Annotated in this window: 21 protein-coding genes; 11 read left to right on the top strand and 10 right to left on the bottom strand. The window is 59.9% G+C overall.

The genetic code is table 11. The features are described from left to right. The first annotated feature begins 1 nt into the window (after window position 1). From ACQY8Q_RS25760 to ACQY8Q_RS25750, 3 genes are all read left to right on the top strand, one after another. The gene (locus ACQY8Q_RS25760) at window positions 2-1381 is read left to right on the top strand and encodes an aldehyde dehydrogenase family protein (RefSeq protein WP_428429346.1); all 1380 of its coding nucleotides are present in this window, start codon (window positions 2-4) and stop codon (window positions 1379-1381) included. A 3-nt stretch (window positions 1382-1384) separates the two neighbouring features. After that, entirely contained in the window at window positions 1385-2530 is a 1146-nt protein-coding gene (locus ACQY8Q_RS25755; protein ID WP_428429344.1) for an iron-containing alcohol dehydrogenase, read from the top strand. 226 nt (window positions 2531-2756) lie between these two features. Then, window positions 2757-3449, top strand: a complete 693-nt coding sequence (locus ACQY8Q_RS25750) for an AAA family ATPase (RefSeq protein WP_428429342.1) — start codon at window positions 2757-2759, stop codon at window positions 3447-3449. Window positions 3450-3515: 66 nt separating this feature from the next. Here the strand turns inward: ACQY8Q_RS25750 and ACQY8Q_RS25745 are convergent, their stop codons facing one another. After that, window positions 3516-4805 (bottom strand): NAD(P)/FAD-dependent oxidoreductase, encoded by a 1290-nt coding sequence (locus ACQY8Q_RS25745; protein WP_428429341.1) that lies wholly within the window; start codon window positions 4803-4805, stop codon window positions 3516-3518. A gap of 360 nt (window positions 4806-5165) precedes the next feature. Further along, complete coding sequence (locus tag ACQY8Q_RS25740; RefSeq protein WP_428429340.1) at window positions 5166-6542, bottom strand: L,D-transpeptidase family protein; 1377 nt, start codon at window positions 6540-6542, stop codon at window positions 5166-5168. A 206-nt stretch (window positions 6543-6748) separates the two neighbouring features. Between ACQY8Q_RS25740 and ACQY8Q_RS25735 the strand changes: the two genes are divergently transcribed. Further along, entirely contained in the window at window positions 6749-7603 is an 855-nt protein-coding gene (locus tag ACQY8Q_RS25735) for a DUF4432 family protein (RefSeq protein ID WP_428429339.1), read from the top strand. 74 nt (window positions 7604-7677) lie between these two features. After that, window positions 7678-8016, top strand: coding sequence for a TIGR01244 family sulfur transferase (locus ACQY8Q_RS25730; RefSeq protein ID WP_428429337.1), 339 nt, complete (start codon window positions 7678-7680; stop codon window positions 8014-8016). A 55-nt stretch (window positions 8017-8071) separates the two neighbouring features. Here ACQY8Q_RS25730 and ACQY8Q_RS25725 read toward each other — a convergent pair whose 3' ends face one another. The 3 genes from ACQY8Q_RS25725 to ACQY8Q_RS25715 are packed head-to-tail and all read right to left on the bottom strand — an operon-like array spanning window position 8072 to window position 11652. After that, complete coding sequence (locus ACQY8Q_RS25725; protein ID WP_428429336.1) at window positions 8072-9718, bottom strand: thiamine pyrophosphate-binding protein; 1647 nt, start codon at window positions 9716-9718, stop codon at window positions 8072-8074. A 34-nt stretch (window positions 9719-9752) separates the two neighbouring features. Beyond that, entirely contained in the window at window positions 9753-10703 is a 951-nt protein-coding gene (locus ACQY8Q_RS25720; RefSeq protein WP_428429335.1) for a DMT family transporter, read from the bottom strand. A gap of 13 nt (window positions 10704-10716) precedes the next feature. Then, window positions 10717-11652: an alpha/beta fold hydrolase gene (locus ACQY8Q_RS25715; protein WP_428429333.1), complete on the bottom strand. Its 936-nt coding sequence runs from the start codon at window positions 11650-11652 to the stop codon at window positions 10717-10719. Between the two features lie 192 nt (window positions 11653-11844). On the opposite strand from ACQY8Q_RS25715, the gene ACQY8Q_RS25710 reads away from it, so the two are divergent. The 4 genes from ACQY8Q_RS25710 to metF all read left to right on the top strand — a co-directional run bounded on the left by ACQY8Q_RS25710 (window position 11845) and on the right by metF (window position 16502). After that, complete coding sequence (locus tag ACQY8Q_RS25710; RefSeq protein WP_428429331.1) at window positions 11845-12612, top strand: ribonuclease T2; 768 nt, start codon at window positions 11845-11847, stop codon at window positions 12610-12612. A gap of 93 nt (window positions 12613-12705) precedes the next feature. Further along, the gene (gene ettA / locus ACQY8Q_RS25705; RefSeq protein ID WP_428429329.1) at window positions 12706-14355 is read left to right on the top strand and encodes an energy-dependent translational throttle protein EttA; all 1650 of its coding nucleotides are present in this window, start codon (window positions 12706-12708) and stop codon (window positions 14353-14355) included. Between the two features lie 190 nt (window positions 14356-14545). Continuing rightward, window positions 14546-15574 carry an ArsR/SmtB family transcription factor gene (locus ACQY8Q_RS25700; protein ID WP_428429327.1) on the top strand — a complete coding sequence of 343 codons (1029 nt, stop codon included), beginning with the start codon at window positions 14546-14548 and terminating at the stop codon, window positions 15572-15574. Between the two features lies 1 nt (window position 15575). After that, complete coding sequence (metF, locus tag ACQY8Q_RS25695) at window positions 15576-16502, top strand: methylenetetrahydrofolate reductase [NAD(P)H] (RefSeq protein ID WP_428429326.1); 927 nt, start codon at window positions 15576-15578, stop codon at window positions 16500-16502. Window positions 16503-17032: 530 nt separating this feature from the next. Here the strand turns inward: metF and ACQY8Q_RS25690 are convergent. Next, window positions 17033-17968, bottom strand: coding sequence for a DMT family transporter (locus ACQY8Q_RS25690; protein ID WP_428429324.1), 936 nt, complete (start codon window positions 17966-17968; stop codon window positions 17033-17035). A gap of 102 nt (window positions 17969-18070) precedes the next feature. Between ACQY8Q_RS25690 and ACQY8Q_RS25685 the strand changes: the two genes are divergently transcribed. Next, window positions 18071-19495 carry a cation:proton antiporter gene (locus tag ACQY8Q_RS25685; protein WP_428429323.1) on the top strand — a complete coding sequence of 475 codons (1425 nt, stop codon included), beginning with the start codon at window positions 18071-18073 and terminating at the stop codon, window positions 19493-19495. Here ACQY8Q_RS25685 and ACQY8Q_RS25680 read toward each other — a convergent pair. The 4 genes from ACQY8Q_RS25680 to ACQY8Q_RS25665 all read right to left on the bottom strand — a co-directional run bounded on the left by ACQY8Q_RS25680 (window position 19482) and on the right by ACQY8Q_RS25665 (window position 23767). After that, window positions 19482-20699, bottom strand: coding sequence for a lytic murein transglycosylase (locus tag ACQY8Q_RS25680; protein ID WP_428429321.1), 1218 nt, complete (start codon window positions 20697-20699; stop codon window positions 19482-19484). The two genes, ACQY8Q_RS25685 and ACQY8Q_RS25680, sit on opposite strands and share 14 nt — an antisense overlap. A 131-nt stretch (window positions 20700-20830) precedes the next feature. After that, window positions 20831-21631: a glycoside hydrolase family 25 protein gene (locus ACQY8Q_RS25675; protein WP_428429319.1), complete on the bottom strand. Its 801-nt coding sequence runs from the start codon at window positions 21629-21631 to the stop codon at window positions 20831-20833. A gap of 220 nt (window positions 21632-21851) precedes the next feature. Then, window positions 21852-22520 carry a class I SAM-dependent methyltransferase gene (locus ACQY8Q_RS25670; RefSeq protein WP_428429317.1) on the bottom strand — a complete coding sequence of 223 codons (669 nt, stop codon included), beginning with the start codon at window positions 22518-22520 and terminating at the stop codon, window positions 21852-21854. Then, on the bottom strand, window positions 22517-23767 hold the full coding sequence (locus tag ACQY8Q_RS25665) for a DUF3419 family protein (RefSeq protein ID WP_428429315.1): 1251 nt from the start codon (window positions 23765-23767) through the stop codon (window positions 22517-22519). Before ACQY8Q_RS25665 ends, ACQY8Q_RS25670 begins: the two co-directional genes overlap by 4 nt. 282 nt (window positions 23768-24049) lie before the next feature. Between ACQY8Q_RS25665 and ACQY8Q_RS25660 the strand changes: the two genes are divergently transcribed. Beyond that, on the top strand, window positions 24050-25489 hold the full coding sequence (locus ACQY8Q_RS25660; protein WP_428429313.1) for a putative bifunctional diguanylate cyclase/phosphodiesterase: 1440 nt from the start codon (window positions 24050-24052) through the stop codon (window positions 25487-25489). The last annotated feature ends 74 nt before the right edge of the window (window positions 25490-25563 follow it).

The raw sequence follows: 25563 nt of genomic DNA, 5'->3' as shown, positions 1-25563 counted from the left end.
CATGACCATGATCCAATGCATTTCCCCGGTGAACGGGGAGGTTTACGCGGAACGGCCAGCGGTTGACGCCGTTGTCGCTTCGGCTGCCGTTGCGCGGGCACGTGTGGCGCAGAAAAGCTGGGCCAAGCGGCCGATCGAGGACCGCGTCAAGCTGGTGCTTGCCGGTGTTGCACGCCTCAACGAGATGGTCGACGAGGTCGTGCCGGAGCTTGCCTGGCAGATGGGCCGCCCGATCCGTTATGGCGGCGAGTTTCGCGGTTTCAACGAGCGCTCCAACTATGTGGCGACGATTGCCGCTGATGCACTGGCGCCGATCATTGTCGAGGACAGCGCCAGCTTCGAGCGCCGGATCGAGCGGGTCGCGCATGGCGTCGTCTTTGTCATCGCGCCCTGGAATTATCCATACATGACCGCGATCAACACGGTGGCACCGGCCTTGATGGCGGGCAACACCGTGATTATCAAGCATGCCAGCCAGACCATCCTGGTCGGTGAGCGCATGGTGCGCGCCTTTGTCGAGGCCGGCGTTCCAGAAGACGTATTCCAGAATATCTTCCTCGATCATGCGACCACGTCGCAGTTGATTGCGGCCAAGAGCTTCGATTTCGTCAACTTCACCGGTTCGGTCGAAGGCGGCCGATCGATCGAGCGGGCAGCGGCAGGGACCTTCACCGGGCTTGGCCTCGAATTGGGCGGCAAGGATCCGGGTTACGTCATGGAAGACGCCGATCTCGATGCGGCCGTCGATACACTGATGGACGGCGCGATGTTCAATTCCGGACAGTGCTGCTGCGGCATCGAGCGCATCTATGTCAACGAAAACCTCTATGACGATTTCGTCGAGAAGGCCGTCGCCTTTGCCTCGGCCTATAAGCTCGGCAATCCACTGGAGCAGGAAACCTCGCTCGGGCCGATGGCGCACAAGCGTTTTGCCGCCGAAGTGCGGGCGCAAACTGCTGAAGCTCTTGCCAAGGGCGCCAAGGCGCTGGTCGATCCAAAATTGTTTCCGCAGGATGATGGCGGCGCTTATCTCGCCCCGCAGGTTCTGGTCGATGTCGATCACTCGATGAAGGTGATGACCGAGGAAAGCTTTGGCCCGGTCGTCGGCATCATGAAGGTGAAGAACGACGCGGAAGCGCTCGCCTTGATGAACGATTGCAAATACGGCCTCACCACCTCGCTGTGGACCAAGGACCCGGAACGTGCTGCCCGGATCGGCAACGATCTCGAGACCGGTACGGTGTTCATGAACCGCGCCGACTATCTCGATCCGGCGCTGTGCTGGACCGGCGTCAAGGAAACCGGCCGTGGCGGCTCGCTGTCGGTCATCGGTTTCCAGAACCTGACCCGCCCGAAATCCTACCATCTGAAGAAAGCCTGAACGATGACCATTACAGCCAACTGGAGCTACCCGACATCCATCAAGTTCGGCGCCGGCCGGATCAAGGAGCTTGCCGATCATTGCAAGGCGCTCGGCATCAAAAAGCCGCTTCTGGTCACTGACCGTGGCCTGGCGCCGATGCCGATCACCCAGAACGCGCTCGATATCCTTGAGGCTGCCGGTCTTGGCCGCGCGCTGTTTGCCGATGTCGACAGCAATCCGACCGACGTCAATCTCGATGCCGGCGTCAAGGCCTTCAAGGCCGGCGGTCATGACGGCGTCATCGCCTTCGGCGGAGGTTCGGGCCTTGATCTCGGCAAATGCGTCGCCTTCATGGCTGGGCAAAGCCGCCCGGTCTGGGATTTCGAGGATGTCGGTGACTGGTGGACCCGCGCCAGCGTCGAGGGCATCGCGCCGATCATCGCTGTGCCGACCACGGCTGGCACCGGTTCGGAAGTCGGCCGCGCTTCGGTCATCACCAATTCGCAGACCCATACGAAGAAGGTGATTTTCCATCCGAAGTTCTTACCCGCAATCACCATTTGCGACCCGGAACTGACGGTCGGCATGCCAAAGATCATCACGGCTGGTACCGGCATGGATGCCTTTGCCCATTGCCTGGAAGCCTATTCCTCGCCGTTCTACCATCCGATGTCGGCCGGTATCGCGCTGGAAGGCCTGCGCCTCGTCAAGGAATACCTGCCGCGCGCCTACAAGGACGGCACGGATATCGAGGCCCGCGCCAACATGATGTCGGCAGCTGCAATGGGCGCGGTCGCCTTCCAGAAGGGGCTCGGCGCCATCCATTCGCTGTCGCATCCGGTCGGCGCGATCTACAACACCCATCACGGCATGACCAATGCCGTCGTCATGCCGCCGGTGCTGCGCTTCAACCGACCGGCCATCGAAGACAAAATTGATTTGGCTGCCGCCTATCTCGGAATTTCCGGCGGTTTCGATGGCTTCTACGATTATGTACTGAAGCTACGCGAAGACCTCGGCGTGCCGGACAAGCTGTCGGCACTCGGTGTCGGCACGGACCGCATCGACGAGATGGCGGCAATGGCGATCGTTGATCCGACAGCGGGCGGCAATCCGGTCGAACTGACGTTCGATGCTGCCAAGCAGCTCTTCCGCGACTGCATTTAACTTTCTAGTTTGATCGCGTTGAAATTGAGGAGCCCGGAAAACCAAGGTTTTCCGGGCTTTTTTTATGCCCGGGAAGCCCTGCCCATCCTCGACTAGTTAATTCTCGGGAGGAGCATGTTCAGTGTTTATTAACCACGATCTGAAAGGTTTGGTTAATCGAAGCGCGATGGGATTTGCGCTCACTGGGAGCCATGCAGGGGCTCTGACTTTTCAGACAGGAACGGACATGCCAGTCATTACATTCGCAAACACCAAGGGCGGCGCCGGCAAGACGACTGCCGCGCTGATCCTGGCGACCGAACTGGCGCGCACCGGCGCCCGTATCACCATTCTCGATGCCGACCCGCAGCACTGGATTTCCCATTGGCACGATATTTCGGGGAGGGTTCCGAATATCGAGGTGATTTCCTATGTGACGATGGCGTCGATCCAGACACATATCAACGACAACCGGGCAAAGACGGACTATTTCATCATCGATCTCGCTGGCGCCCGCAACACGCTGATGGCAACCGCCATCGGGCTTTCTGATCACGTAATGATCCCGATCCAGGGCTGTGCCATGGATGCCAAGGGCGGCGCCCAGGTGCTGGAATTGCTCGGTTACCTCGAAGAAAAGGCCGGTATCCGCATCAATCACTCCGTCGTTCTGACGCGCGTCAATTCGCTGGTAACGACACGGGCGTTGCAGGTGGTCAAGCAACTGTTGTCCGAGCGTTCGGTGCCGGTGCTCGATACGCCGATCATAGAGCGTGCGGCCTTCCGTGATATTTTCGACTGTGGCGGCACGCTGCAGACGATGGACCCGGCCCGGGTCAGCAATCTCGACAAGGCCTGTCTGAACGCCCGCGCCTTCGGTGACGAAGTGCGCAGGCTCGTTCCGCTCCGGCTGACCCGCAGCATGCGCCGCGCCGCTTAAGATTTGCGGCCATCAGATGTTTCAAACGCCGCGTGCTTTCACGCGGCGTTTTGCGTTTGTAGAGGTTTAAAATCGGCGGTCGATGAAATGTTTGGCCTGTGCGCCTGCATGGTAGAAAGCCGATTTGACGCTGCGCAATGGATCGGGCGTGACGGGCGTTTCGGCAAGCGGAAGCGCGTTCGGCTCTCCCGTCACATGGTTTGCAAGAGCGCGGCCAAAGACGGTGCCGGGCGCGATGCCTCGGCCGTTGTAACCGCTGACGGAAAAGACGTTCGGGGCCATCACGTGCATCTGCGGGAGGTTGTTGGTGGTCATACCGATGCGGCCGTCCCACCAGTATTCGAAGCGGAAGTTGCCGAGCGCCGGAAACAGCTTGCGCAGCGAACGCTCGGCGAAGGCGCGATGGGTGCCTTCAGCCAGGGCATCCAGACGGCCGACGCTGCCGAAGATCAGGCGGTTCTGCTGGTCCATCCGGAACGAGGTCATCACCAGCCCGGTGTCCCAGCAGCCCTGGCGTTCAGGCAGGATGGTGCGGGCTATATTGTCGGAAAGCGGATTGGTGGCGAACTGGAAGTAGGGCAGGATCGTCAGTTCCTGCGTATAGGACGTCCAGGGCGTTTGAGCGAGCAAGTCGCCATAGGCGTTGGTGGCGACGATGACGGACTTGGCGGTGATGGTGCCGCCTCCGACGGTCAGCGTCCAGAGGTCACCCTTGCGTTGCGCGGAGCGCAGCGGCGTTTCGGTATAGATTTGCGCTCCGGCAGCAAGGGCAGCACGGGCAAGGCCCCGGGCATAGGCCAGCGGCTGGATTGTTCCGGCCCGGCGGTCGAGCAGGGCACCGGAAAAACCGGGCGCGCCGGTTAGCGTTTGGGCACGGTCCGCATCGACGACCTCCACGGGTGCGCCAAAGGTCTTCCACTGGCGTTCACGGTCGCGGATGTCCTTCAGCCCCTCAGCGCCGACGGCCAGATGCAGCGTGCCGTTGCGCACGACTTCGCAGGCGATGTCATGTTTTTCGACGAGTTGATAGACCAGCGACGGGCCATCGCCGAGTTCGGTCAGAAGCCGCGTACCCACCTGCGTTCCGAGTGTTGCAATCAGATCCTCGGGCTTGGTCCACATGCCGGCATTGACGAGACCGACATTGCGGCCGGAGCCGCCAAAGCCGATCATCTTCGCCTCGGCAATGGCAACGCTGACGCCTTTTTCGGCGAGATGCAGAGCCGCCGACAACCCGGTAAAGCCGCCGCCGATCACCGCGACATCGACCGTGATATCGGTTGCAAGCGGTCCTGTGTGCGGAGCCGGCGGTGCCGTGGCATGCCAGAGGTTCGGAAGAGTACGTTCGGCGGCCATCACGGCATTCCTTGTCTGTCGGAATTGGTGTTTCAGTTCTCCGACAGATAAAGCATCGCGGCAATGTCTTTTAATGACAATATCTGATGAGGTCATGAGACCTTGGGATATCGGCCTTGGTGCATCAGTAGGGCATCAGGTGGGTGAGGTCGCGGCGCTACCAAGCTCAACGCCACGACCCCCGATCTCCGCCTCCGCGAAACTGTGCCCAATCATATCGCGTCCGTACCGGCAAGCCGGTGCGGCGACGGGGTATGCGCGTCAAGGATGCAGTTGATCGTAACCTTGACGCAACCATCTTTACCCATGCAAGCGGCCCGTCACCCCCCAAATAGGGGAGGTTTTCGCAAATACACGTCTTTAGTCGAGGAATTCCACAGTCGTGCCGACACTGACCATCTTGGCCAGTTCCGTCGCGTCCCAATTGGTCAGGCGGACGCAGCCATGGCTCTGGGTCTTGCCGATCTTGGACGGCTCCGGTGTGCCGTGAATGCCATAGGTCGGCTTCGACAGTGCGATCCAGACAGTGCCGACCGGACCGTTCGGACCTGGCTGCAAGGTCAGGACCTTGTCGTTTTCACCCTGCTTGAAGTTGATCTTCGGGTTGTAGGTGTAGCCGGGGTTCAGGGCGATGCGGTCGACCTGCACGGTTCCGGATGGAGATGGGGTGTCGGACGAGCCGATGGTTGCCGGGTAGGCGGCAATCAGTTTGCCCGTCTCATCATAGGCAAAGACCTGCTTGCGGTATTTGTCGGCGACGATGCGGGTGACCTTGGCTGTCTTGGCTTCCCCCGGATTGATCACCTTGATTATGGTGCCGGGGATAGTGAAGTCGATGCCGGGATTCAATTCGCGCAGATAGGCTTCGTCCATGTGGAACTTCTCGCCCAGCATTTCCGACGTCGATGTGAAGGAGAGGTGCGGCAGGACGGCCTTGTGGGCATAGTCTTCCGGAATGGAGGCAACGTAGGGACCGGCGGCATCGGCTGCCGTGATCGTGTAGGTGGTGATCGGCAGGCCGCCGGTGAAGCGTAGCCGCTCCAGAATGTCGTCGGTATTGTTCGGATCCAGCGTTTCGCCGGTTGCCTGTTGCCAGGCCTCGATCGCCTTGGTCACGTTGGAGCCGGTCTTGCCGTCGATCACGCCTGGAGAAAAACCTTCCCGATCGAGGAAAACCTGCAGTGCGGTAATTTCGGCGCTGGATTTCTTGGTGATCCGGGCAACCGATGGCAGCGTCTGGCGGGCAGGCGCGTTGTCCTCCGGCGGCAGGGCGGCCATGTCGTTTTCGTCCTGCATCGGCAGGCTTGTTGGCAATTCCTGACGATCGACATTGCCCGGCGCCGAATCACGATAGTCCGGGATCGAGCCTGTGACATCGCCGGGCCGGGAATAGCCCTGGTCGGTGAAGGCAGGATCGGAATAACCATAGTCAGGATTGGTATAGACGTCGCTGTTGCGCTCGCGGCGGCGCACCTCATTGCGCTGGCGGCCTGATCCCATCACGGTCGCAACGACATTGCCCCAGCTATCGACCAGAACGGTGCGGCCACGGTTATCACGCATCATCCGCACGTCGCCGGATTCGGGCATATAGTCGAGGATGTCACCTTGTGGCGTCACCAGCACCGAATTGGGCGGCAGGCGGCCAAAGCTGTCTTGCGCCTCGGCGGCAGTGGCAAGAGCGAGCACGCCGACGGCGGAAAAAAGGGCAAAGCGGGTTCTGGAAACGAACGTCACGGTGAAACCTGTTATCTGGCAGTTGAACTCGGGGCGTACAAATCAAATGGGACGGTAATATGAATAAACTGAATTCATTATGAACACTTTCCTAAAATCCTTCAAATTCGGTGGGTTGCCGTTTCAATCAGGTGTGGAACCCCTTGCTTTGCGCTAGTTTTGGCTGTTGCCGATTCCGCCAGATAGAGCACACGGGAGAACTTGCAATGTCGATCCAAATCTCCGGTGGCGACTGGGAAAACGATTTCCAGATTCTTCTCGACCGGCAGTCTGCACTGGATATCGGTGCGTTCGTCGTTGATGGCGTCGATCTGTCGCCGGGCACGGCAATCCCGTCGGACGGCGATACGCGCATCGATCATGCCCTGCAGGGGTTTTTCTTCACCTGCGGTCCCGATCATATCCGCCACCCGGAACCGATCGAAGGAAGCGATGACGGGCAAACGTTTCCGCTGCACGGCTCACTCTGCGGCACGCCGGTCGGCCAGACCCGGATGTCGGCGCCGGGCGAACCGCCGGGCTGCACCGCGCAAACCGACGTTGTGCTCGCAAACGGCGGAACGGCAAGTATCTCCCGGCAATGGTCTGTCAATGCCGATACGGCTGAGGTCATGCTGCTCGATTGTGTCACCAATACTGGAGACAGGCCGTTCGCACCGATGCTGATGTATCACATGAATATCGGCGGCTGGCTTGCTGGCGCTGAAACGCAGATCTGCGGAACGATGTTCGGCGATGAAAAGCGGCCTTGGCGGTTCGGCGAGGGGGACCGCGGGCTTTTCTGCCTGCCGGCGGTACCCGGTGCCGAAGACGGCTGGGCACAGGTGACGCTTGGACCTTTCGAGGCACTGGCCGGCCGCTCTCTGGCCGTCCGGTTCTCCACGCACACATTGCCATTCCTGCAGGTGTGGCGTTGCCAGATCGGCGCGGCCAATGTCATCGGTATCGAGCCTGTGTCCCATCGGCTTGCCAAGCGGGCCGAGCTTGCCGCCGCTGGCGAAATGCCGATGCTTGAGCCCGGCGGGACGATCGAATACGCGCTGGCCTTCCAGATCCGCTGATCCGCCTTTCCAATTGACGCGCTACGCGGCCGGTCTTACATCAGTCCGGGCATTATTTTGAGGAAGGCACAGCCATGGACATTCGCCAGATCAACGATGAATATTCGGTCACCGGACAGATTTCCGTCGAGGACCTCGATGCGATCAAGGCGCTGGGGTTCAAGTCCATCGTCTGCCATCGCCCGGATTTCGAGCAGCCGGATCAGCCGCAGTTCGAAACGATCGCTGCCCGCGCCAAGGAGCTTGGCCTCGACATCACCCATATCCCCGTCGGTCCGATGGGCGTGACGGCCGATTCAGTGCGTGAAATGGTCGATGCGCTGGATACGTTCGAACGCCCGATGCTCGGCTATTGCCGCTCCGGCGCCCGCTCGACCAATGTCTATCAGCAGACCCAGCACATTCGAGGCTGATACTTTTGGACGGCGCGCTGTCTTGCGATCGCGCGCCGTCGTTTGCTGATGAAGCCTAGCCGTGCCGGATCTGGCTCAGCGTGCGCGTCGGCGTGATCGCTTCCGGATCGAGCCTGATCTCGATGATCGACGGCTTGCCGCTTTGGCGGGCGCGCTCGAAGGCACTGGCAAAATCCTCCGTCTTTTCGACGAGTTCTCCATGGCCGCCATAGGCGCGGGCAAAGGCTGAAAAGTCCGGATTTGTCAGATCGGTGCCGCTGACCCGGCCCGGATATTCCCGTTCCTGATGCATGCGGATCGTGCCGTAGATGCCGTTGTTGATCACCAAGGTTATGATCGGCAGATTGTAGCGCACGGCGGTGGCGAATTCCTGGCCGTGCATCATGAAGCAGCCGTCACCGGCAAAGCAGATCACTTCGCGTTCCGGAAACAGCTGTTTGGCGGCAACGGCAGCCGGCAGGCCGTAGCCCATCGAGCCGGATGTCGGCGCCGCCTGCGTGTTGAACTGCTGGAAGCGGTGGAAGCGATGCACCCAGGTGGCGTAATTGCCGGCGCCATTGGCAAAGATCGTATCCTTTGCCGTATTCGCCTCGATATAGCGCATGATCGGCCCCATCTGCACATCGCCGGGACCGGTTTCCGGCGGAGTAGACCAGGTGAGATAGGACTGGTGCATTCTCGCCGTACGTTCGGACTGATGAAGCGGTTGTCCTGGTTTCAGGGTGTCGAGCGCGGCTGCGAAATCAGCGGGCGATGCGGCGATTGCCAGATCCGGGCGGTAGACACGGCCGAGTTCTCCGGGGTCGGGGTAGACATGCACCAGCGTCTGCTGCGGGTAGGGCACCTCCAGCAGGGTGTAACCCGAGGACGGCATCTCGGAGAATCGGCCACCGATCAACAGTACCAGATCGGCTTCGCGGATGTCCTTGGACAGCGCGGGGTTGATACCGATGCCGACATCTCCGGCATAGTTCGGATGCAGGTGATCAAACAGCATCTGGCGGCGGAAGGAGCAGCCGACCGGTAGATCGAAGCGCTCGGCGAAAGACTGGAACTGCCGGACGGCCTCTTCGCTCCAGCGCGTACCGCCGAGAATGGCGATCGGCCGTTCGGCTTTAGAAAGCAGCGCTTCCAGCGCCTGCATCTGGCCCTGGCCGGGATGGCTTTCCACCGGTTGATAGGGCTTTGCCGGGACAGCTTCCGTCTTCTGCGTCAGCATGTCCTCCGGCACGGTCAGAACCACCGGACCGGGACGGCCGGATGTGGCGACCGCAAAGGCGCGGGTAACGAACTCCGGGATGCGGGCGGGATCATCGATTTCGCCAACCCATTTGGCGATTTCGGTGAACGCGCGGCGATATTCGATTTCCTGAAAGGCTTCGCGCTCGCGGGCATCGCGCTGGACCTGGCCGATGAACAGGATCATCGGGATCGAATCCTGTCGGGCGATATGCAGGCCGGCAGACGCATTCATGGCGCCTGGACCGCGTGTGACCATGCAGATGCCGGGTTCGCCGGTCAGACGGCCCCAGGCGTCCGCCATCATCGCGGCGCCCCCTTCCTGGCGGCAGACCAGTACCTCGATATCTGTATCGTAGAGCGCATCGAGCACAGCGAGATAGCTTTCGCCCGGTACGCAGGACACCCGCTTGACACCGTTTGCCTTCAGCGCCTCCACGATCAATTCTCCGCCTGTCTTCATGTTTGCTCCTCCCAAAGCACGTCAATCACGTTTGTCAGATGGCCGGTGATACCGGCGCAACACCTGCTGTTTTGTTGACCCGGCGCTCGCGCCAGATGATGTAGAGGCCGGACCCGATGATGATGGCGATGCCCAGCCATTTCAATGCGTCCGGCAGATGGCCGAATACCAGCCAGCCGAAGATCGTCGCCGAGACGATTTCCAGATATTGCAGTGGCGCCAGCACCGAGGCGGGCGCGGCGCGATAAGCATAGACGCCAAGCACCCCGGATATGGTTGCGGTGACGCCGACGCCAAGCAGATAAAGCCCGGCGGTCATGTCCGGCACGACCGGATCGAAGATCTCAGAACCCGTCCCGTTGCCGATGTAAAGCAGGATACCGCAAAACACCGCACCCCAGACGCCGGCGTGAAACTGCATCGACCATGGATCCTCGTTCTGCGCCACCAGACGGGTGACCAGAAGGAAAATCGCCAGTCCAAACGCCGAGACAACAGGCAGAAGTGCGATCCAGCCGACTTCCTGCATGCTCGGCTGGATGACCAGCAGAGCTCCGAAAAAGCCGACGCCGCAGGCGGTATAGCGCCGCCAGCCGATGGTTTCCTTGAGGAAAATGCTGCCGAGGATGGTCAGGATGATCGGCTCGACGAAGAAGATGGCGATGGCATCGGCGACTTCCATCGCCTTCAGCGTGGTGATGAACGACAGCATGGTCACGACCAGCAGGCCGCCGCGCAGCATGTGCAATCCGGTCTTCTTCCAGGTCAGATCGAACAGTGTGCCGCGGACGATGACGATCGGCAGGATGAAGATCATCTGCAGCACGAAGCGCACGGCGGTGATTTCAGCCGATGGAATGGTGGTGATCGCGAGTTTTGCAAAGATATCGATCAGCGGCGAGATCAGCACCGCGATGACCATCAGGGTGAGGCCGAAGGAAACATCATTGCTGCGTGTCGCCGGGTTCGCGGAAATGCCGGTCATGCCAGGTCTTTGCTCATTTCCGCTGCTCCACGACGGAGAGGCACCATGCGGCAAAATCCTGCATGGCACTGTCGCGCTCAATTTCGTTCAAGGTTTCGTGGCGCATGGTCGGATAAACCACTGTCGTCACGCCCTTCAGCCCCACCTTCTGCATACGCCCAGCCAGCCAGGAGATTTCCCGGCCGCCATTGGTGGCTGGATCCTGGCCGCCGCCGACAAGGTGGATCGGCAGGCCTTGCGGCAGGCGTCTCAGCCGCTCTGGCTTTGCGCCGTCGAAGGTCAGCGTGAACAGGTCGATCCACATCGAAACGCTGGCATCGAAACCGCAGAGCGGGTCGTCGATATATTGTGCCACTTCCACCGTGTCGTGCGACAGCCAGTCATAGTCGGTTTCGCGGTCGGGGATCGACTTGGCCCAGGCGGCGAATGTCAGCTTCGACAGCAGTCCGCTCGGCACATCGGAGCCTTTCAGCATTTTCTCGATGGCAAGGATGGCTTGGGCGGCGCGTCCGGCCAGGCCCGGATTGAAATTCGAATTCCACACGGCCAGTCCATCGTAAAGGCCCGGATCTTCTTCCGCCGCATTCAGCGCGATCAAGCCGCCCATGGAATGACCGAACAGGATGACGGGCAGGCCGGGATGACGGCTGGCAGCCATCGCGCGCATTGCCCTGACGTCGTCAATGACCTTGGCTGCCCCTTCAGATTGCGCATAGCGGCCGAGCGGCGCATCGGCAGCCCTGGTTGCGCCGTGGCCGCGATGATCGTGCGCGTAGACGTTGAAACCGTGCGTGGCCATGAGTTTGGCGAAGCGGGCATAACGGGCGGAATGTTCGGCCAGTCCGTGGCAGATGATCAGCACGCCCTTGTGCAGGCCGCTGGCTGGCCAGTGACGCCAGGCAAGGGCGGCTCCGCTCGGGCTTTGCAACGTTTCGACCTTGGCGAACACCCCTTAGATCCTCCCAGGCGAAGTTCCTGCACTTAACCGCTATCAACTTGATTTAACAGCCGAAGGCAACCGGCGCTTGGTGCTTGTTTGGTATCAGGTCAGAAAAGAATCGATGATGTATGGATTCCAGGTTGCATTTTTCTTGTTTTAATCGCTAAATGATCTTGTTTTGTTCTCGTTTGGGAGGCCGGCATGCAGGGAAATGTGAGGACCAGTTTTCGACCGCTTTTCTATCGCCTGAGCGTTTTTGCGCTTGCTGTGATGTTTGCCTCTTCGGCAATCGCCGAAGAGCAAGTTTCATCCGCCAAGGGCAAGACCGAATACATTCTCGCCATCAGCTGGCAGCCGGGATTTTGCGAAACCCGGCCAACCCGCACGGAATGCGCCGGCCAAACCGCCGAGCGCTATGACGCCACCCATTTTTCACTGCATGGCCTCTGGCCGGTCAAGAAGAGCTATTGCGGCGTCGCGGCGGATATCAAGGCTCGAGCCCAGAAGGGCGATTGGCTGGAGTTGCCGCAACTGGCGATGACGCAGGAGACTGCGGCCAAGCTGAAGGTGGCCATGCCGGGAACGCAGTCCGGGCTCGACCGGCATCAATGGTTGCGCAGCGGCACATGCCATGGCGGCACAGCACAGGACTATTTTTCCGTGCAGCTTCGTCTTCTCGAGGACATCAACGCCTCGGCCGTGCGCAGCCTGTTTGCCGGCCGGATCGGACAGGATGTGACGGAGAGCGAGGTCAAGCGGGCGTTTGACGACAGTTTCGGCAAGGGGGCGGGAGATCGGGTCAGGATGCGCTGCCAGAAAGTCGGTGCGCGCAGCGTCATCACCGGGTTGACGATCGGACTGTCGGGCGATGTTTCGGCCCATGCCGGCCTTTCAAGTCTGATCCTTGCCGCCGGGGATACCGATTTCAAATGTGCAAAAGGCACCGTCGATGCAGCCGGCATTCCGTGAATGGCGTTGCTAAAACCGGTTTCTTCATTGCTCCGCCGGGATAATTCGCCTACATAGCGGGCAAAATCCCATTCCGTCGGAGCAGTTCTCTCTATGGCACGTCAATTCATTTATCATATGTCAGGGCTGAACAAGTCCTACGGCACCAAGAAGGTGCTGGAGAATGTCAATCTGTCGTTCTATCCGGACGCCAAGATCGGTATCCTCGGCCCGAACGGTGCCGGTAAGTCGACCGTGCTGCGCATCATGGCCGGCCTCGACACGGAATATACCGGCGAAGCCTGGGTCGCCCAGGGTGCGACCGTCGGCTACCTGGCGCAGGAGCCGCAGCTCGATCCGAACAAGACGGCGATGGAAAACGTCATGGAGGGCGTGGCCGACAAGACCGCCATCCTCGAGCGTTACAACGAACTGATGATGAACTATTCCGACGAGACGGCGGAAGAAGGCTCCAAGCTTCAGGACATCATCGACGGCCAGAACCTGTGGGATCTCGAAAGCCAGGTCGAAATGGCGATGGAAGCACTGCGCTGCCCGCCCGGCGATGCGGATGTGACCAGCCTTTCGGGTGGTGAGCGCCGCCGTCTGGCTCTGTGCAAGCTGCTGCTCTCCAAGCCGGACCTTTTGCTGCTCGACGAACCGACCAACCATCTTGACGCCGAAACCATCGGCTGGCTGGAAAATCATCTGCGCATGTATGCCGGTGCCGTCATGATGATCACCCACGATCGCTACTTTCTCGACAATGTCACAGGCTGGATCCTCGAGCTCGACCGTGGCCGCAGCATTCCCTACGAAGGCAACTATTCCGCATACCTGCTGGCCAAGGCCAAGCGCATGCAGCAGGAAAACCGTGAAGACGCTTCCCGTCAGAAGGCGATCAGCCGCGAACAGGAATGGATTGCTTCCAGCCCGAAAGCCCGCCAGTCGAAGTCGAAGGCCCGTATCAAGGCCTATGACGAACTGGTCGATGCAGCCGACAAGATGCGTCTTGGCGATGCGCAGATCATCATTCCGATCGGCGAGCGCCTCGGTCAGGTGGTTATCGAAGCCGAGAACATTACCAAGGGTTACGGCGACCGCGTGTTGATCGACGACCTGTCGATCAAGCTGCCGCCCGGCGGCATCGTTGGTGTCATCGGTCCGAACGGCGCCGGCAAGACGACGCTGTTCCGGATGATCACCGGCCAGGAAAAGCCGGATAGCGGCACATTCCGTGTCGGCGATTCCGTCAAGCTCGGTTATGTCGACCAGAGCCGCGATGCACTCGATGGCGCAAAGACCGTCTGGGAAGAAATTTCCGGCGGTGCCGAAGTCATCAAGCTCGGCAAGCTGGAGATGAACTCGCGCGCCTATTGCGGCGCCTTCAACTTCAAGGGCACCGACCAGCAGCAGAAGGTCGGCAATCTCTCCGGCGGTCAGCGCAACCGCGTTCACCTTGCCAAGATGCTGAAGGCCGGCGGCAATGTGCTGCTGCTCGACGAACCGACCAACGATCTGGATACGGAAACACTGGCCGCGCTTGAAATCGCGCTGGAAAACTTTGCCGGCTGCGCTGTGATCATTAGCCACGATCGCATGTTCCTCGACCGGCTGGCCACGCATATCCTGGCCTTCGAAGGCGACAGCCACGTGGAGTGGTTCGAAGGCAACTTCGAGGACTACGAGAAGGACAAGATCCGCCGCCTTGGCCCGGAATCGGTCAACCCGAGCCGCGTCAGCTACAAGCGCCTGACGCGCTAGTCAGGGGCGGGCGTTCGCGCCTGTGTACCAGCAGCGCGGCATCCCGTTGCTTTGCCGGATTAAAACAGATCAGGCGGTCCGCAAGGGCCGCCTTTTTCATGTCTCGATGTCTGTGGCCAATACGACATTTCAACTTGCGAAAAGTCCGAAAATCACATAAACATATCTTTATGTGTTGATGGGGTAGGTGATGGCGCGAGAACACGGGCTGGGACTGGACGAGTTGGTCGACGTGCTGAAGGCAGCGGGCGAGCCGACGCGCATGCGTCTTCTGGCGCTTCTGGCTGCCGGCGACCTGACCGTCACCGATCTTACCGAAATTCTCGGTCAATCGCAGCCTCGAATTTCCCGCCATCTGAAGCTGCTGTCGGAAGTTGCCCTGATCGACCGCTATCAGGAAGGCGCCTGGGCCTATTTCCGCCTGAGGGGCGAGGGGGCTGGCGTTGCGCTGGTGCGCGACCTGCTGTCGGCCTCCGATATTGCCGACGCCGTACTGACGCGCGACGGCGAGCGGTTGGCAGCGCTGAAACAGGCGCGGTCTGAAAAGGCGCAGGACTATTTCAGCCGCAATGCCTCGGAATGGGACGAATTGCGCCGCCTGCATGTCAGCGAGGCGGATGTCGAGGCGGCCTTGAAAAAGGTTGTCGGCACGGAGCCTGTCGATGGCCTGCTTGATCTTGGAACCGGTACCGGCCGGATCCTTCAGCTTCTCGAAGGCCTGTATCGCCGTGGTGTCGGTGTCGATGCCAGCCGTGACATGCTGGCCGTGGCCCGCGCCAACCTTGATCGCGCCGGGATCACCAAGGCTTCGATCCGCCATGGCGATATCTTCAACCTGCCGCTGGACGGCCGTCAGTTCGATCTCGTCACCATCCACCAGGTCCTGCACTTCCTGCCGCAGCCGCAGGCGGCGATTGCCGAGGCTGCCCGCATGCTTGTGCCCGGCGGACGATTGGCGATCATCGATCTTGCCCCGCACACGCTGGAATATCTGCGTGACGAGCATGCGCATATGCGCCTCGGTTTCTCGCGCCAGACGATGGCCGATTGGCTGGAAAAGGCCGGGTTGAGCGTCGAGGAGACGGTGGACCTGACGCCGGAGATAGATCGGGACCGGCAGCTGACGGTGACCATCTGGCTTGCCCGCGACAACCGGCAGGCCGTTGCAATCGATACACCCGAGGGCAAGCGCGCTCTCGCCTATGCCGGGAGGACATGACATGCCGATACACACCCTTTACCCGGCGGAACGCGGAAACCTGCGGCTTTCCTTCGAGTATTTCCCGCCGAAGAACGACGATATGGAAGCCCATCTGTTCCAGACGGTCACGGAGCTATCTGCCTTCGATCCGGCTTTCGTCACGATGACCTATGGCGCTGGCGGCTCCACCAAGGCGCGCTCGTTGACCGCCGTACAGCGGATGATCCATGATGAGGGTTTCGCCAATACCGCGGCTCACCTGACCTGTGTCGGCGCGACGAAGGCCGAAGTCGATGCGATCGTTGACGAGTTCATCGGCAAGGGCGTGCGTCATTTCGTGGTTTTGCGTGGTGACCCCCAGGGCAGTGTTGGCGCGCGCTACGAGCCGTTTCCGGGCGGTTACGAGAATGCTGCGGCGCTGGTGGCGGCAATTCGGGCGAAGGGCGATTTCGACATTTCGGTCTCCGCCTATCCGGAAAAACATCCGGAAAGCCCGGATGTCGATGCCGATATCGATATGCTGAAGCGCAAGGTCGATAATGGCGCGACGCGGGCGCTCACCCAGTTCTTCTTCGATAACAATGATTTCGAGCGCTATCTTGAGCGCGTCCGGCGGGCGGGCATCACTATTCCTGTTGTCCCCGGTATTATGCCGATCAACAATCTGGCGGGGATTACCAAGTTTGCCGCACTCTGTGGTGCTAAGGTTCCCGAGGCTATCGTCACCCGGCTTGTGCATCTCGACGAAAGCCCGGAAGAACGTTTCAAGGAAGCCACCCATATCGCCGCAGAGCAGATTGTCGATCTGGCGCGGCGTGGCCTTCGTGATTTCCATCTCTACACGATGAACCGTTCGCCGCTGGTGGCGGCGGTGTGCGATCTCGTCGGGTTTGAGCGGGTAGTGCCGGCTGCGGTTCACTCCCGATCAGCGGGTGCCGCTGCCTGAGACCGGCAAACATTGCGCTGTTGAAATAGACAAAGCCCTTGAGACCGGATGGTTTCAAGGGCTTTTTTATCTTTGGCAGCTTCAGGTTTGCGGTCCTTTTCAGAGCGCCTTGCCTAGCTGAGTCGTGCTGCAATGGATTGCGGCCTTAAGTCCTGCTTTATCGATTGGACTATGTGGCTAATGCTTTCAGATGAAAAGCATGCTTCCGATAAATACGAACGCTGCACTTATCATGAGGACATTCAACGAATGTGTCATTCCCATAACCGGCCCTCCTTGCGTTGACCTCCGAAAGATAGGGGGAAAATGTCACGCATGAAAGGAAAAGTTATGCTGCGTTGCGGTATACCGTGCCTCGGAAGAGCTTATTCACAGGGGTAAGCCCATGATTGATCGTTGTTTTTTCCGCTGCCACAATTTTTTCACAATGTCTTTACTTTGGTTAATGTGACACGCTGAAATGCGCTGTGAGTGACCAATTGGACACATCCCCAGCCCACCAAAGCATGGGTTTGATTCCATCGCTGGCGTCAGGTGCGGCTGCCAGGCAGGAGGCGGCCATCGAGCACCACGAGGCCGGCGGCGATCAGCAGCATGCCGGCAATGTCGGTTTTTTCCAGCGTTTCCCCGAGAAACAGGACGCCGAGGAATATGGCGCTTGGCGGCACCAGAAGGGTGACCAGCGACGTGTTGGTGGCACCGGCCCGGCTCATGATGCGGAAGAACAGGATGTAGCCGTAGGCAGTCGACAGAAGAGCCAAGGCCAAGATCGCCAGCACTGAGGTCATTGGCGGAAAGGCCAGCTGCCACGGCTGATCGACCACCAGAGAGAGCGGCAGCATGATCAGCGTCGATGCGGTGAGCTGCCCGGCCGCCGTGACCGGCGCTGCCAGGCCCCGGAAGCGCTTGCCATAGGTCGCCGCAAAACCATAGCTGATCGCCGCTACCACCGGAAAGAGCAGGGCCCAGAGTGGAATGTTGCTGTCAGCCTGTGTCAAGCCCGGCAGGGCACTCGGGCCGATCAGGACGGCTGTGCCGGCCAGGCCGAGCAGGCAGCCGGTGATCTTGGCAAGGCTCAGCTTCTCGTCCTGCGTCAGCGCATTGGCGATCAGCACCGTCCAGACCGGCGTGGTGGCGTTGAGGATGGCCGCAAGCCCGGCGCCGATCTGTGTCTGGCCAAGGAAGATGAACGTGTGCGGAATGGCGTTGTTGATCAGGCCGAGCAGCAGGAATTGCGGCCAGCGGGCCTTCAGTTCGCGGTAGATGTCGTAACGGCCGAAAATGTAGATATGCAGCGCAAGGGCCGCCAGCGCCACGCGTAACAGAACAAGGGTAAACGCCGGCACATGCTGGATGGCGATGCGTGCGAAGAAGAACGAGCCGCCCCAGATCAGCCCGAGCAGAGCCAAAAGCCCCCAGGTGGCAATCGTCATGCGGTTTTGCAGCCCGCCAGTTTTCGCATCCATGTGACTTGACCTTCCCCTGCTTCGCTCGAAATATAGCGAGCGTTAGAGCTTACTTATCCTACGAGGCTCTAAGGCGTAAGATAGGATCTATCCACCCGATTCTTGATCGACGTCAGAGATATGAAGGACGATCTGCTGGAGCCTTTGACGACACAATCGATCGCTGCCACCGCGCATGAGGGCCAGGGGCTGATCTCCATCGCCATCGTCGTGGCGGTCGCAGCCATTCTCGGGCTCGGCTTCCTGCGCTTGCGTCAACCGCCACTGGTTGGCTTCATACTGGCGGGCGTAGCTCTGGGGCCAACCGGTTTCGGCTTCATCTCCAACAATGCCAATGTCACACTGCTTGCCGAAATGGGCGTCGTCGTCCTTCTGTTCTTCATCGGCATGGAATTGTCGATCAAGGCGTTCGTGCTCAGCCTGCGCCAGGCCTTGAGCGTGGCAGGCGGGCAGGTGATCGCGGCGATTGCTGCGGCAGGTCTGATCGCGCTGATTACCGGCGCAACCATGGCCGAAGGGCTGATCCTCGGCTTCGTCATTGCGATGTCTTCCACTGTCGTTGCCATGAAGATGCTCGAAGACATGGGCGAGTTGCGCAGCGAGACCGGGCGGATCGCCGTCGGCGTGCTGATCGCACAGGATATCGCCGTTGTCCCGATGCTGATCCTGGTCTCCAGCCTTGGTGGCGAGGAATTGCACGTCGGCATTATCGCGATCAAGATAGTCATCGCCATCGGCATTCTCGCGGCCCTGCTCTGGTGGTTCGGCCGCCACGGCAAGTTGAAGGTTCCCTATAGCGAAGCTGTCGAGGACAAGGTGGAGATTCTGGCGCTTGGAGCGCTTGCCGTCTGCTTCGGCGCTGCCGCCATTTCTGGCCTTGCCGGCATGTCGCCGGCCTATGGGGCGTTTCTCTCCGGCATTGTAATCGGCAATTCGACACTGCGCAGCCGCGTCATTCCGGTGATCGAGCCGATCCAGAGCGTGCTGCTCGTGGTTTTCTTCCTGTCGATCGGGTTGCTGATCGACCTCACTTTCATCGGCGAAAATTTCTGGTCGGTGCTCAGTGCTGCGCTGATCGTCATTGCGGCGAAGACCGTGCTGAACATTTTCCTGCTGCGCAAGACCGGCTCATCGCCGCAGATCGCCCTGGTGGCGGGGCTATCTATGGCACAGATCGGCGAGTTTTCGTTCGTGCTTGCCGCGGCAGGGCTCGGTGCGGGCGTGCTGCAGTTCGATACCTATAAGGTTGCGATTGCCGTCACGGCGGTGTCGCTGCTGGTTTCGCCGCTCTGGGTCAGCTTGATGCACCGGTTGGAAAATATTGCTTCCGGACATCTGCTGACCTACCGCGAGGCCTTTGCGGTCGCCTATGCACGCGAACTGAGCGAGGTGTCGAAACGGGGAGCGGCGCTTGCCGGTGCCCGCTGGTCGTTGAAACTGCGTTACCGCGCCTTGCGCCTTGCCCGCCACCACCGGCGGCGGGCAAAATTGGAAAACAAGCCTGAAGACGATCTTACAGAGCGTTGAGAACGTCCGGCGTTGCCCAGCCATCGGCAGGGATACCAAGGCGCAGCTGCTCCTTCTGAAGGGCTGCACGGGTGCCGGATCCGAGGATGCCGTCGATCTTGCCGACGTCATGGCCCTTGGCCTGCAGCTTCGTCTGCAGCGCCTTCATGCCTTCGTCGGTCAATCCCGGCTCCGGTGTATGGTTGTCATAGGTCGGAGCGCCTGCCAGCCGGGTGGCGAAATAGGCAGCCGAGGTCGTGTAGATGAACGACTGGTTCCATTCGAGATAGACGTTGAAGTTCGGATAGGTCAGGAAGGCGACGCCGTGGCGTCCCTGCGGGATGACCAGTGATGAGGCAAGCTGCGGGAATGCAGTGTTGCCGTCGCGCGGCTTGACGCCGAGCTTGAACCAGTCACCCGCGGTCATGCCTGTCTGCAACCCGGTCTTCTCCCAGGGCAGGTTTTCCGGCAGGTTGACTTCCTGGATCCACGGCTGACCGGCGACAAAGCCGAGGCTCTTGATGAATTTCGCCGCCGTCAGGATCGCATCCGGCGAGCTCTGCTTGAGGTTGACGTGACCGTCGCCATCGCCATCCATGCCCTGTGCGATGATGTCTTCCGGCAGCATCTGGACCTGGCCGATTTCACCGGCCCAAGCGCCAGTTGTTGTTTCCGGATCGAGGTCGCCGTGCTGAACCATCTCGATGGCCGAGATCAACTGCGGGCGGAACATTTCCGGGCGGCGGCAATCATGCGACAGCGTCACCAGAGCGTTGCGGGTGTTGAAATCGCCCTGGACTGCGCCAAAATCGGTTTCCATTGCCCAGAATGCGGTGATCACCGGAGCCGGAACGCCGAATTCCTTTTCGGCCCGTTCGAAGATTGCGGCATATTCCTTCATTTTCTTGGCGCCGATATCCAGCCGCGCCTTGCTGACGGTGCGCTGCGAGAATTCGGTAAAGCTTTGCTTGAACACGCCCTGGGCGCGGTCGCGGCTCAGCACTTTTTCCGAAATGACGGAACCGGCCAGCGCACGATCGACCACGTCGGCCGGAATACCCTTGGCAATCGCCTCCGCCTTGACGCCCTGCAGGAAGGTGGCGAGATCGCCGCCGCAGGCGACTGCCGGGGTTGCAGGCTTTGCGGCCTGCTGCGCCAGCGCAGACGAGGCCAGGAGGGTGAGGAAACCGATCGAAAGAACGGAGCGCAGTGTGCTGCGTGTCATCGCAAGTCCTTGTTGTCAGGCCAAAACCGGCCGAAAGCAGCGCCAAAACGGCTGCTTTTGTTTCGCTGAAAATATGGCAGCGGCTGTCGCACGGCAATGGGGCGGAAAGAAGAAAGACCGGCGTATCTGTCTCAGTTTTGCGCCGGTTCGCGGGGTTTGGAAACGGCTGCGACCCAGCTCTTCCAGTTCTTCTGGGAACCCGCGAAAACGTTGATGTCGGCATTGCCCTGGATGCCGGGGATGACGCCGGTGCTGGTATATTGCCAGAAGGCCCAACGGCGCTCGGTGTAGATTTCCGTCGGATGTGCTGCGACCGAGCGGACCCAGAAATGATAGTCCTTGAACTGGCCGACGAGATTGTCGCGGTGGAAATCGACCGATGTGTAGATGATCGGGCGCTTGCCGTAATAGGCTTCCAGCCGGTCCATGAAGCGCTTCATTTCGGTCTGGACGGTCAGTGGTGATGGCCGATACTTGCAGGTTTTGGATTCACCGTTCCATTCGACGTCGAGAACCGGCGGCAGATAGACCGCGCTCTTCGGCACATTGGAGATGAACCAGTCGGCCTGCTCGTCGGCCGTCGAGCAGAAATAGTAGAAGTGGTATGGAGCATAGGGCAGGCCGGTGGCGCGGGCCTGCTGCCAGTATTCGCCGAACTTGGCGTCGACCCGGTCCTTGCCTTCCGTCGCTTTGATGAAGGCGAAGGAAACGCCGGAGTTCTTGACCTTGGCCCAGTCGATGTCACCCTGCCATTTCGACACGTCGATGCCGTGGATGTTGTGTTTCTGCGGCGTGCGCGCGCCAAAATCCTGCGGATCCTTGTCCTGGAATTTCGGCGGGATCGATGCGGTGGAGACGAGATCGTAATCTGTCGATGTGCAGGCGGAAAGCAGCGAGACAATAGGCAGAAGAGCCAGGAATAGCCGGCGCATGAGGTTTCCGTTCTGAAACGATCGACGTTGCTGCCTCACACGATGATATCCGCTGATGTGAATCCCCCAGGAGGCATGAACCTCATTTTCACCATATCATCGTAAAAATTGCGTTAGTTTCAAGCGGCAATTGCGAAAGCGGCGTAGCGAAACGCCAACGGCACGCATTTGCCCGTGGTTCTACAGTAAAACTTGATGATGTCGTGGAGCTTGCGCCGGCCTAGTGAGCCGCGCGCCGGTAGGTGAACAGCCAGGCGTAGCCGCGTCCGATCGGGTGGAATTCGAGGGTGTCGCCGAACGTCTCGGCATTGGACCTGAGCACGACCTCCATCGTCTTGCGTGGCGTGACATGGAACCGCTTGAGCCATGCCTGCAATCCACGCCGGAACAGGCGAGGCAGGCGTTCCTGCTGGCCGAAATCGGCAATGTGCAACGAGCCACCTGGATTGAGTGCGGCGATTGCCGCACCGATTGCCTTCTCCCAATCCGGGATCATCGACAGGGCGTAGGAAATGACGATCCGGTCGAAACCGGTTTCACCGAATTCGGACGACTGAAAATCGGTCGCATCAGCGACGCGCAGGATTGTGCGGGCCCGGCCTGGTTTGCCAAGTTTCGCCTCGGCGGAGACCAGCATTTCCGCTGAAATATCGAGCCCGAACAGCCGCGCGTGCGGGAAACGCTGGCCGATCAGCGCCAGATTGCGGCCGGTGCCGCAGCCGACTTCAAGCACGCTGCCGCCAGCTGGAACATTCAGCTCGCCGATCAGGGTGTCGCGGCCGAACAGATAGTATTTGCGGGTCAGATCATAGATGTGCCGCTGGGTGCGATACATCCGGTCCATGCGGTCGGCATGGCTGCTTCCCGCATCGGTGCCGATCGCTGTCATGCCGTTTTCCTGTAGATGTGGAAACCGCCATAGATGGCCGAGCGGTCTTTCAGATTGAGCGCCTGCGACTGCTCACGATCATAGTGCCACTGGCCGAGCACGTTTTCGGAGACGCGGCCCTCCAGAATGCTGGCTTCGGCGGCGGTGCGGAAGATCACCATGGCACCTTCCGCCGAGGTGCGGGTGATTTCGCTCCACAGGTCGTTGAGCTGGCGGTCGTTCATCCAGTCCTGTGCATCGAGCAGGACGTAGCGATCGACGGAACCGGCAGCCTTCTTGGCCAGAAGCTCGGTAAAGCTGGCGTGATGCACATGCACACGTTCGGCATTGTTGCGGATGTTCTCGTGGCGGCTGGCCTCCAGATAGTCCGGCAGATCGCCCTCATGCGGCATCGGATAACGGCGGGCAAAAGCCTGCCAGGCAAAGTAGTTTTCCTTCAGCGGGAAATGGCAGCAGAGCTTTTCCAGCCGGTGGCGCAAAACGCCGGCCAGTGATTTTTCCGCGCTGAGGCTTGCCAATTCGTCGAACTGTTGCGGGGGAATGCCGAGGCCGAACAGCGAGCTCTTGCGGCTGGTGATCCAGCGGATCAGGGGGCGGTCGAACAGGGGGGCAAGGCGCTCGTCGAAGAACTGGCGCTGCTCGCGCATCGAGCGGGCATTGGCCAGTTCGCTCGGATCGACCCCGTGCAGACGTGCCAGCAGGTGGCCAAGGCCGATGAAGCGGCCGAGCAGGCCGGTACGGTAGATGTTCTTGCCGAAAACCTTGACTCGACGTTGGCCGGTCAAGCTGCGGCTGTTCCAGTATTGCCGCGTTTCGCTGTCGAGCTTTGGCGCGATGAACAGATCATAGGCCTGAACGTTGCTGGCATGATCATGGCGGGCCAGGAAACGGACGATATCGGCATGACCGGGCAGGTGACGGAAGGCTGCGAGTTTTAGCCTGTTCAGTGCCACGTGATGGCGGTTGAGGTCAACGACGTCGATGCGCTCGGGTGCCGCAGACAGGTAGGCCAGCATATTGCAGCCGCCGGAAGCAATGGTGACGACGTGATGCTCGGGCCGCAACTGCATTGCAGCCATATCGACGGCCGGATCCTCCCATATCTGTGGATAGACGAGACCCGAAAACAGCAGCCCGAAAAGGCGCTCCGACAGCCCCTCCAAACTCAACGCCTTATGCTGGATCAGCGCGGTTTTCAGCTTGCGGTTCCGTTTGCCGTAGCCTGCATCGGGTGCGAGATCGGTCATGTCAGCCTGCCATCCGTTGACGTTGGAGGAGCTTTTAAGACGAGTCCGCTACACTTTGATGACGACGTTTTCTACTAGTTTTTACCCATAAGAATTGATTAAGTTTGTATATGTTACATACGGTGAGTTTTTCGGGGCGCTAACATGATGTTAAAGGCTTTTCTACCGAAGCCCGAGCAGCGGTATGCTGCATTGGGCGCGGTGATCGGGGCATTGTTTCCGGCAGTTTGCATTTTTTATGACGTAATAATCGCAGATGTTCACGGGGTATGGGGCAGTGGAATGCTAGCGATCTCAGTTGCTTCATTGATCGTCATGCCGTTTGTCTGCGGGCTGTTCTTTTATCAGCGGGGACGTGCGCAAAGCCGCCTTCTGGAAGAACTCGAGTTGCGCCGCAAGACCGAAGAAAACCTGTCGCGGGTCGTCCATACCGATCAACTGACCGGCATCGCCAACCGTGTCGCGCTGGAGCGCGATCTTCGCGAATTGCTCGTTACCGGATCTATGCCTGCAGGCCGCACCGCTCTGTTGATGCTCGACCTAGACCGCTTCAAATTCGTCAACGATTCCATGGGCCATGATGCCGGTGATGCGTTGCTTGTTGCGCTCGGCAGGCGGCTGATCCAGGCGATGTCGGGCATCGCTGCGGTCTATCGGCTGGGGGGAGACGAGTTCGTCATCGTCGTTGCCGGCTCTCCGTCCGAAGGCAAGCTTGACGATATCTGCATGACGATCAAGGGCCTGTTCGTTGAGCCTTTTCAGCTGTCTTCCGCGCAATTCTGGACGGGCGGTAGCATTGGTGTTGCCTATATAGAGCCGGACGATCAGTCGATTTCTGCGGTTCTCAAGCGCGCCGATCTGGCGCTCTACAAGGCCAAGGAGATTGCCGGCAACAGCCACGTGGTCTACGCGCCGGAAATGGCCGAGGAGGCAACGCGCAAGGGCGAGATCGAGTATGATCTTTCCCGTGCATTGGCCGCCGGCGAATTCTATCTCGAATACCAGCCGATCGTCGGCATCGAAAGCCGGGCGATCCGCTCCTTCGAAGCACTGATTCGCTGGCGCCATCCCGACAAAGGCATCATTCCGCCCGATCATTTCATTGCTGCCGCCGAAAAAACCGGCCTGATCCTGCCGATCGGCAACTGGGTGCTCAGAACCGCTTGCCTGGAGGCGGCGCGGTGGCCGGCTCCAACCGGCGTCGCGGTCAATGTCGCGGGCGATCAGTTCAAGGACCGTGCTTTTGTTCCGTATGTGAAAGCCTGCCTTGCGGAAGCCGGACTTGCTCCCGGCCGGCTGACCATCGAGGTGACTGAATCGATCTTCTATGTCGATGCGGCGATTATCAGCGGCAGTCTGACGGAGCTTCGCGCACATGGTGTGCGGATAGCACTCGATGATTTCGGCATCGGATTTTCGTCGATCAACAATCTCAGGCGTTTTCCGCTTGACCAGCTCAAGGTTGATCGTTCCTTCACTCAGGCGATGCTCGGTAATCAGCGGGATGCCGAAATCGTCGATATCATCCTGAAGCTCGGAAACACGTTTCAGGTCTCGACGACCATCGAGGGCATTGAGACCGAAGGGCAGATGGAGTTCGTCCGGGCGCTCGGCGCTTCGGAAGCCCAGGGGTTCTTGATTTCCAGGCCAGTCTCGGCCGAAGGAGCGATTGCCATCCTGCAGCGGGAGCCGGAAAGGCTTGCGGCACGATCGATCGGCTAGAGCCACATTTGTCGGACGAGACACAAGAAACATGTTTAGCGTCGAAGTGATTGCCACAAAGCCTTCCTAAATGC

The organism is Pararhizobium sp., from assembly GCF_965279435.1.
In the GTDB taxonomy this organism is placed as follows: Bacteria; Pseudomonadota; Alphaproteobacteria; order Rhizobiales; family Rhizobiaceae; genus Pararhizobium.
The sequence above is the reverse complement of the archived record's forward strand: the minus strand, read 5'-3'. Positions and strand labels throughout refer to the sequence as shown.

Coding starts and splice junctions, on each gene's coding strand:
- ACQY8Q_RS25680 (WP_428429321.1), bottom strand. CDS start 20,699: ATGACACGCAGCACACTGCGCTCCGTTCTTTCGATCGGTTTCCTCACC.
- ACQY8Q_RS25735 (WP_428429339.1), top strand. CDS start 6,749: ATGTCGATCCAAATCTCCGGTGGCGACTGGGAAAACGATTTCCAGATT.
- ACQY8Q_RS25690 (WP_428429324.1), bottom strand. CDS start 17,968: ATGGATGCGAAAACTGGCGGGCTGCAAAACCGCATGACGATTGCCACC.
- ACQY8Q_RS25675 (WP_428429319.1), bottom strand. CDS start 21,631: ATGCGCCGGCTATTCCTGGCTCTTCTGCCTATTGTCTCGCTGCTTTCC.
- ACQY8Q_RS25725 (WP_428429336.1), bottom strand. CDS start 9,718: ATGAAGACAGGCGGAGAATTGATCGTGGAGGCGCTGAAGGCAAACGGT.
- ACQY8Q_RS25760 (WP_428429346.1), top strand. CDS start 2: ATGACCATGATCCAATGCATTTCCCCGGTGAACGGGGAGGTTTACGCG.
- ACQY8Q_RS25720 (WP_428429335.1), bottom strand. CDS start 10,703: ATGACCGGCATTTCCGCGAACCCGGCGACACGCAGCAATGATGTTTCC.
- ettA (WP_428429329.1), top strand. CDS start 12,706: ATGGCACGTCAATTCATTTATCATATGTCAGGGCTGAACAAGTCCTAC.
- ACQY8Q_RS25745 (WP_428429341.1), bottom strand. CDS start 4,805: ATGGCCGCCGAACGTACTCTTCCGAACCTCTGGCATGCCACGGCACCG.
- ACQY8Q_RS25730 (WP_428429337.1), top strand. CDS start 7,678: ATGGACATTCGCCAGATCAACGATGAATATTCGGTCACCGGACAGATT.
- ACQY8Q_RS25755 (WP_428429344.1), top strand. CDS start 1,385: ATGACCATTACAGCCAACTGGAGCTACCCGACATCCATCAAGTTCGGC.
- ACQY8Q_RS25670 (WP_428429317.1), bottom strand. CDS start 22,520: ATGACAGCGATCGGCACCGATGCGGGAAGCAGCCATGCCGACCGCATG.
- metF (WP_428429326.1), top strand. CDS start 15,576: ATGCCGATACACACCCTTTACCCGGCGGAACGCGGAAACCTGCGGCTT.
- ACQY8Q_RS25750 (WP_428429342.1), top strand. CDS start 2,757: ATGCCAGTCATTACATTCGCAAACACCAAGGGCGGCGCCGGCAAGACG.
- ACQY8Q_RS25710 (WP_428429331.1), top strand. CDS start 11,845: ATGCAGGGAAATGTGAGGACCAGTTTTCGACCGCTTTTCTATCGCCTG.
- ACQY8Q_RS25700 (WP_428429327.1), top strand. CDS start 14,546: ATGGCGCGAGAACACGGGCTGGGACTGGACGAGTTGGTCGACGTGCTG.
- ACQY8Q_RS25665 (WP_428429315.1), bottom strand. CDS start 23,767: ATGACCGATCTCGCACCCGATGCAGGCTACGGCAAACGGAACCGCAAG.
- ACQY8Q_RS25660 (WP_428429313.1), top strand. CDS start 24,050: ATGCTAGCGATCTCAGTTGCTTCATTGATCGTCATGCCGTTTGTCTGC.